Source organism: Thiocapsa sp. C2-2m (genome assembly GCF_041903745.1).
Lineage (GTDB): Bacteria > Pseudomonadota > Gammaproteobacteria > Chromatiales > Chromatiaceae > Thiocapsa > Thiocapsa roseilacustris.
Window position 1 is genome coordinate 20,929 of sequence record NZ_JBBWVD010000051.1, and the last position, 6,276, is coordinate 27,204.

General features: G+C 65.1%; 6 protein-coding genes and 1 pseudogene. 1 reads left to right on the forward strand and 6 read right to left on the reverse strand.

Going from position 1 to position 6,276, the window contains the following annotated elements; genetic code table 11:
- Positions 1-62 precede the first annotated feature (62 nt).
- Both carA and trxC read right to left on the reverse strand, forming a co-directional pair.
- On the reverse strand, positions 63-1,208 hold the full coding sequence (gene carA, locus AADX97_RS25970) for a glutamine-hydrolyzing carbamoyl-phosphate synthase small subunit (protein ID WP_374236428.1): 1,146 nt from the start codon (positions 1,206-1,208) through the stop codon (positions 63-65).
- A 441-nt stretch (positions 1,209-1,649) separates the two neighbouring features.
- On the reverse strand, positions 1,650-2,084 hold the full coding sequence (trxC, locus tag AADX97_RS25975) for a thioredoxin TrxC (protein WP_374236427.1): 435 nt from the start codon (positions 2,082-2,084) through the stop codon (positions 1,650-1,652).
- 124 nt (positions 2,085-2,208) lie between these two features.
- On the opposite strand from trxC, the gene trxA reads away from it, so the two are divergent.
- Positions 2,209-3,069, forward strand: coding sequence for a thioredoxin (gene trxA / locus AADX97_RS25980; protein WP_374236426.1), 861 nt, complete (start codon positions 2,209-2,211; stop codon positions 3,067-3,069).
- 269 nt (positions 3,070-3,338) lie between these two features.
- Here the strand turns inward: trxA and tilS are convergent, their stop codons facing one another.
- The 4 genes and pseudogenes from tilS to AADX97_RS26000 form a co-directional block, all read right to left on the reverse strand.
- Positions 3,339-4,712 (reverse strand): tRNA lysidine(34) synthetase TilS, encoded by a 1,374-nt coding sequence (gene tilS / locus AADX97_RS25985; protein WP_374236425.1) that lies wholly within the window; start codon positions 4,710-4,712, stop codon positions 3,339-3,341.
- Between the two features lie 4 nt (positions 4,713-4,716).
- Entirely contained in the window at positions 4,717-5,691 is a 975-nt protein-coding gene (gene accA, locus AADX97_RS25990; RefSeq protein WP_374236424.1) for an acetyl-CoA carboxylase carboxyl transferase subunit alpha, read from the reverse strand.
- A 126-nt stretch (positions 5,692-5,817) separates the two neighbouring features.
- A complete protein-coding gene (locus AADX97_RS25995; RefSeq protein WP_373507794.1) occupies positions 5,818-5,970 on the reverse strand; it encodes a DUF3096 domain-containing protein in 153 nt (50 codons plus the stop codon).
- Positions 5,971-5,982: 12 nt separating this feature from the next.
- Positions 5,983-6,114, reverse strand: a pseudogene (locus AADX97_RS26000) (DUF3096 domain-containing protein); the annotation flags it as partial.
- Positions 6,115-6,276 lie beyond the last annotated feature (162 nt).

Sequence of the window (6,276 nt, forward strand, 5' to 3'; positions counted from 1 at the left end):
CGGCCGTGGATGCACTAAACGTCGAGCACACTCGAAGATCAGCATCTCGCTCCGGGCGCGGTTTAGGCCTTGCGGGCGCGCATGAGATCGATGAAACGATCGAAGAGCGGTGCGAGATCATGGGGACCCGGACTGGCCTCGGGGTGACCCTGGAATCCGAACGCGGGGCGATCCCGATGCCGGATGCCCTGCAGACTGCCGTCGAACAAGGAGCGGTGGGTCGCCTCGACCGTCGGGGGCAGACTCTCCTCGTCGACCGCGAAGCCGTGGTTCTGGCTGCTGATCATGACCTCGCCGGTGGCGAGATCCTGCACCGGGTGATTGGCGCCGTGATGGCCGAACTTCATCTTGAGCGTGCGCGCGCCGCTGGCGAGGCCCAGCAGCTGGTGGCCGAGACAGATGCCGAAGAGCGGCATGTCGGTGTCCAGCAGCTCGCGGATCGCCGCGATCGCATAGTCGCAGGGCTCCGGATCGCCCGGACCGTTGGAGAGAAACACCCCGTCCGGCTTCAGACCCAGCACCGTCGTCGCCGGCATGTGGGCAGGGACGACGGTGACGTGGCAGCCACGCGCAGCCAGCATCCGCAGGATGTTGCGCTTGATGCCGTAGTCGTAGGCGACGACATGGAAGGGCAGACGATCCCCGACCGGATGGATGTGCTCCGGATGACCTTCGCCCAAGACCCAGACGCCCTGGGTCCAGGAATAGGTCTCGGACGTCGATGCATGCTGCGCCAGATCCATGCCCTTAAGGCCCGGAAAGCCCTGTGCGGCGCGCAGCGCCGCCGCCTCGTCGATCCGCTCGCCGGCCTGAAGACAGCCGTTTTGAGCACCCTTCTCGCGCAGCAGACGGGTCAGACGTCGGGTGTCGATATCGGCGATGCCGACGATGCCCTGGCGCCGCAGATAGGCGTCGAGACGCTCCGTCATACGAAAGTTGCTGGGCAGGATCGGCAGATCGCGGATGATGAGGCCAGCGGCCTGAACGCGGTCGGACTCCTCATCCTCCGGGTTGGTCCCGACATTGCCGATATGCGGGTAGGTCAGGGTGACGAGCTGTCGCAGATACGAAGGATCGGTGAGGATCTCCTGATATCCGGACATGGCGGTGTTGAACACCACCTCGCCGACGCTCGATCCATCGGCGCCGATCGACGTTCCCCGGAAGACGGAGCCGTCTTCCAGCACGAGTACCGCGGGTTTACTCAAGGGTTTCTCCGATCCGGGCGGGGGCGTGCAACCGCCGCGACGCGAACGAGGGTGGCAGCGCAATCACGCCTGGGCGGGCATACGGGCACCGCCCTGACCCACCGGAATTCTAAAGAACCCTCGCACGAGTGTCCATGCGCACCGTGATGACGAACGACGACACGCCGCAGAACGGCAGGGCCGAAAACTGCCCGCGCTGCCGGACGAGACATCCGCAACAAGATCTGCGTCTCGGACCCGGCGTCGGACTCCGTGCTATACCGCGTCCCAGAGTGAAATGCGTCATTTTCTTTATTGTGTTGGGTTGAGGATTTTTCCGACCTTTGCGGAGACGCGGTTTAGAATTATTTTAATCACTTAAACCGCGCCAGCTCCGACAGTTGTCGGAGCTGGCGCGGCCAAGCCAATCCAACATACGACGCATATCGCACAGGGCGCGGTTCAAAGCGCCTGCCGCGCCCAGGCGACGATCCCTCTCGTATCCATCGCCCCGGCCGTGCGCGCAACCTCGGCGCCCCCGCGAAACAGCGCCAACGTCGGGATACTGCGGATGCCGAAACGCGCCCCCAGGGCTTGCGCCTCCTCGGTGTTGATCTTGACCAAACGCAGGTTCGGCTCAAGCAGACCGGCGGCGGCCTCGAAGGCCGGGGCCATCATCCGGCAGGGTCCGCACCAGGGCGCCCAGAAGTCCACCAAGAGCGGCAAATCGCTGCGCGAGAGGTGGCGCGCAAAGCGGGACTCGTCCAGCGCCAGCGGCTGGCCGAGAAACAGTGGACCGTGACACTTGCCGCATTTCGCGGCGGCGCCGAGACGCTGCCGAGGGACCCGGTTGACCGCGTCGCAGGCGGGGCAGACAACATGAAGCGATTCGGACATGGCGATGACTCCTTGCGGTTGGATCCGGATACCCGGCTCGATCGGCTTGAATCGACCTCAACGGACAGTTATGTTCGACGATCAGATCCACGCCATCCGATCCGTTTGAAGGAGTGTCCCGATCATGGCCGATTCACCGTATATCGTAACCGTTACGGCAGAGAACTTTCAGGCGGTCGTCCTGGAGGGCTCATTCGACCGCCCGGTTCTGGTCGACTTCTGGGCCGACTGGTGTGCACCCTGCCGCATGCTGATGCCCATCCTCGCCAATCTAGCCGCCGAGTACCGCGGGCGATTCATTCTGGCCAAGGTCAACACCGAAGAGCAACAGGCGCTCGCTGCCGAGTTCGGTATTCGCAGCCTCCCGACGGTGCAGTTGTTCAAGTCCGGACACCCTGTGGATCAGTTCATGGGCGCCCTTCCCGAGGGTCAGATCCGCGAATTCCTCGACCGGCACATCCCGCGCGCGTCCGACGGGCTTTTGGCGCAGGCGCAGGGGCTGCTGGTCGCAGGCGATCTCGCCGGCGCCCGAACCCTGATCGACCGCGCACGGGAGGCCGATCCCGAGAATGCCCGCCTAGCGCTCGCCGAGCTACAGCTCATGGCGGCTCGGGGCGAGATCACAGAGGCGCTGGCGGCGATCGACAAGCTCCCGATCGAGCTCGCGGGCGAGCCCGAGGTCTTGGCACTGCGCGGTCAGCTGCGGTTTGCGACGGCGCTCGAGGACGCACCGCCGGAAGCGGATCTGACTGCCCGGCTCTCGGACGACCCGGCCGACAGCCTGGCCCGCTATCAGCTCGCCGCACACCAAGTCCTGCGCGGTGATTACGCGTCGGCGCTCGAAAATCTCTTGACCCTCATGAAACGCGACCGCGCCTTTCAGGACGACGCCGCACGCAAAGGCATGCTCGCGGTCTTCGATCTGCTCGGCGGCGGCGACTTGGTTGCCGGGTATCGCGCGAAAATGATGAATGCGCTTTACTGAGTCGCGTATCGAGGGATCCTCTTGGGTCCGAGGTGCTTTCGGCCTCGTGCGTGACAATGGCCTTTGAGCGACGCGACTCAGGATTTTTTGGGTGATTTTCGGGAAAGGATCTGCCCAGGATTTTTTGGGTGATTCTCGGGAAAGGATCTGCCGGAGTGGGGCGAATTCATTCGCCCCTACGACCTCTACATCCTGCACAGGTCTTTCAGATATGTGAAATCGGGATGCCCATCCAGCGAAATCACCTTCCGTGGCGTCGGGCGCGGGGATCATTCGGCTCGATTGCGAAAGAGGCAGAGATCCTCCCAGGGATGGCCGAGCCATTGCGGCGCCTCATGTGCGGCCCGCTCCCCAGCCTCGCCGTGGCATCCGCACACACCGGCTACCGCGATCAGGGTGTCCTCCGAGAAGACCAAGGGGACGTAGTGGCGCAGCCAGCTTGGGATGCCGGCCTCCTGAAAGAGATTTTTGAGGGTGCGGCGGCGGGACGTCGACCGCGGCCGGCAGGTCTGCCCGGTCGAGCCGAAGCGCACCGTCGTGGCCGCCTCCGCCCGTTGCGCCTGCTCCGAGCCGTCGCTCGCGCCCGCCCATTGCAGCCATCCGAGCCCAGCCGGAAGATCGATCACGGGTGGTATCCCGCTCGGCGCTCGACGGATCGTCAAGGCGCCGGGAGGCGGCGGCAAGGGAGCTAGGGCAAAGAGGTCGTCCCTGTAGCGGCGCACCTCGCAGCCCGACCAGGCGACCAGCGGATCGGCATCGGCACGGGCAGCCATGACCTCGTCGAGGATGCGCGCGAGACGTCGCATATCGGGCAGCGCAAACCCGCGGCGACGCAGCCACAGGCGCAGCACGGCCTTGCGTCGCGGTGGCTCCAGCGCACCGAGCGCGCGGATGCCGAGCGTACCCGGCCGCACGCCGGCACATGCGTCCATCAGCTCCGCCGCCAGATCGTCAAACAGTTGGGCCGCCTCGGCACAGTGGCCCGCGCTGCGCGAAAGGGTCGCGGAGAGTCCCGGCCAGCGCGAGCGCAGCAAGGGTATGACGCTGCTGCGCAGATAGTTGCGGTCCATCCGGAGCGATGCGTTGCTCGGATCTTCGATCCACGAGAGTCGCAAGGCGCGAACATACTGCTCCAACGCCGCCCTCGGGACATCCAGCAGGGGCCGCACCAGAAGGCCCTGACCGAGGTCAGCCTCGCGAGGCATGGCCGCCAACCCGTGAATCCCGCTCCCGCGCAAGAGCGCGAGCAACAAAGTTTCGGCTTGGTCGTCCTGATTGTGTGCCGTCAGCATGAGATCGCCGGAGCGCAGCACGTCGGCAAGCGCGCAATAGCGTGCCTCGCGCGCCGTCGCCTCGAGGCTCTCTCCGGGGATGGGTGTGAGATGCAGAAGGCGCACCTCGAGGGGCACCCCGAGTGCGTTGCAGATGCGGCGACAGTGATCGGCCCACAAGGGCGAGTCGGGGTGAAGGCCGTGGTCGATGTGGATGGCCCGCAGTGTGGCGGGCGAGTGATCGGGTCGGTTGGCGGCCGCGTGAAGCAATGCGGTGGAATCCGTCCCGCCGCTGAATGCGACCCAGCAGTCGCCGGTGGGGCCGAGTCGGCGCAGCGCTTCGGCCAAGCGCTCCGGGACGCGCCCGATCATGGCCTCACCGCGGCGCCGGGCGTTCGTCCTTGAACTTGCCGTAGCCCATCAAGCGCTTGTAGCGCGCGGCAACCAGCACATCCGGATCGGTCCCGCACAGCTCGTCGAGACGGGTCAGGAGCGCGGCCTTGATCGAGGCCGCGGTTGCCTCCGGATTGCGGTGTGCGCCGCCGAGCGGCTCCTTGATGATCTGATCGATCAGACCCTGCTCAAGCAGCTTGTCTGAGGTGATCGCCATCGCCTCGGCGGCGAGCTGGGCCTTGTCCGCGCTCTTCCAGAGGATCGAGGCGCAGCCCTCGGGCGAGATCACCGAGTAGGTGCTGAACTGCAACATGCCCAGCCAGTCGCCAACACCGATCGCCAAGGCACCGCCCGACCCGCCCTCGCCGACGACCGTGCAGAGGATCGGGGTGCGCATCCTGGACATCTCGCGCAGGTTGCGCGCGATCGCCTCGCTCTGGCCGCGCTCTTCGGCGCCGACACCCGGATAGGCGCCGGGCGTGTCGATGAAGGTCAGGATCGGCAGGCTGAAGCGCTCGGCCATCTCCATCAGACGCAGCGCCTTGCGATAGCCTTCGGGGCGCGGCATCCCGAAGTTGCGCAGGATCTTCTCCTTGGTGTCGCGGCCCTTCTGATGCCCGATCACCATGACCGGCCGACCCTCGATGCGCGCCAATCCGCCCACGATGGCACGATCGTCCGCGAAGGCACGGTCGCCGTGCAGCTCGTGGAACTCGTCGAAGATCCGCCGCACGTAGTCAAGAAGATAAGGACGCTGCGGATGCCGCGAGAGCTGCGAGATCTGCCAAGGGGTGAGCGCGGAGAAGATGGAGTCGGTCAGCGCGACACACTTGCTATGAAGCCGCTCGATCTCTTCTTGGATGTTCAGCTCGTTGTCGAAGCCGACGAGACGCAGCTCCTCGATCTTGGCCTCGAGCTCTGCGATGGGCTGTTCGAAGTCGAGAAAGTTCAGGTCCATATCCACAGAATCGTCGTTGGAAGCTGCGGGAGTCTGGCATTGGCGCCCCGCGAGTTCAAGCCGCCGTCGAGGATCCGACGGAGGCAGCTCCAATCCAAAAACGACGCATGCCGCTCCGGACGCGGTTTAGATGCGGATGACACCGGCCTCGAGCAAACCCACGAGGATCAGATAGATCCCGATGACATAGTTGAGGATGTTGGGCTTGACCAGGATGAGCACACCGGCGACCAGGGCGATGATGGTCTGCGCCTTCACGGCCTGCCCCTGATAGACCAACAGGAGCCCGAGCGCCCCGACCGCGAGCAGATAGGTCGCAACGGCATAGTTGAGGACACGCGGAGCGATCAGGATGATGAGGCCCGCAACGATCGCGAGCACGGCCTGCAACGGCCACTGAACGAGGACGTTCGGGATCTCCATCGGTGTGTTACCTCTGCTGGTTGAGTTGAAGCCCGAGGCGCAGCATCAATCCCCAATGTGGCGGTGCAGAGATCCCGAGCGTCCTCGTTCAGTGGCCGTTGCAGGCCGTGCTCGCGATCGTTGCGGGCCTCATCATCCTGATCGCTCCGCGTGTCCTCAACT

Coding starts and splice junctions, on each gene's coding strand:
- trxC (WP_374236427.1), bottom strand. CDS start 2,084: ATGTCCGAATCGCTTCATGTTGTCTGCCCCGCCTGCGACGCGGTCAAC.
- trxA (WP_374236426.1), top strand. CDS start 2,209: ATGGCCGATTCACCGTATATCGTAACCGTTACGGCAGAGAACTTTCAG.
- tilS (WP_374236425.1), bottom strand. CDS start 4,712: ATGATCGGGCGCGTCCCGGAGCGCTTGGCCGAAGCGCTGCGCCGACTC.
- accA (WP_374236424.1), bottom strand. CDS start 5,691: ATGGACCTGAACTTTCTCGACTTCGAACAGCCCATCGCAGAGCTCGAG.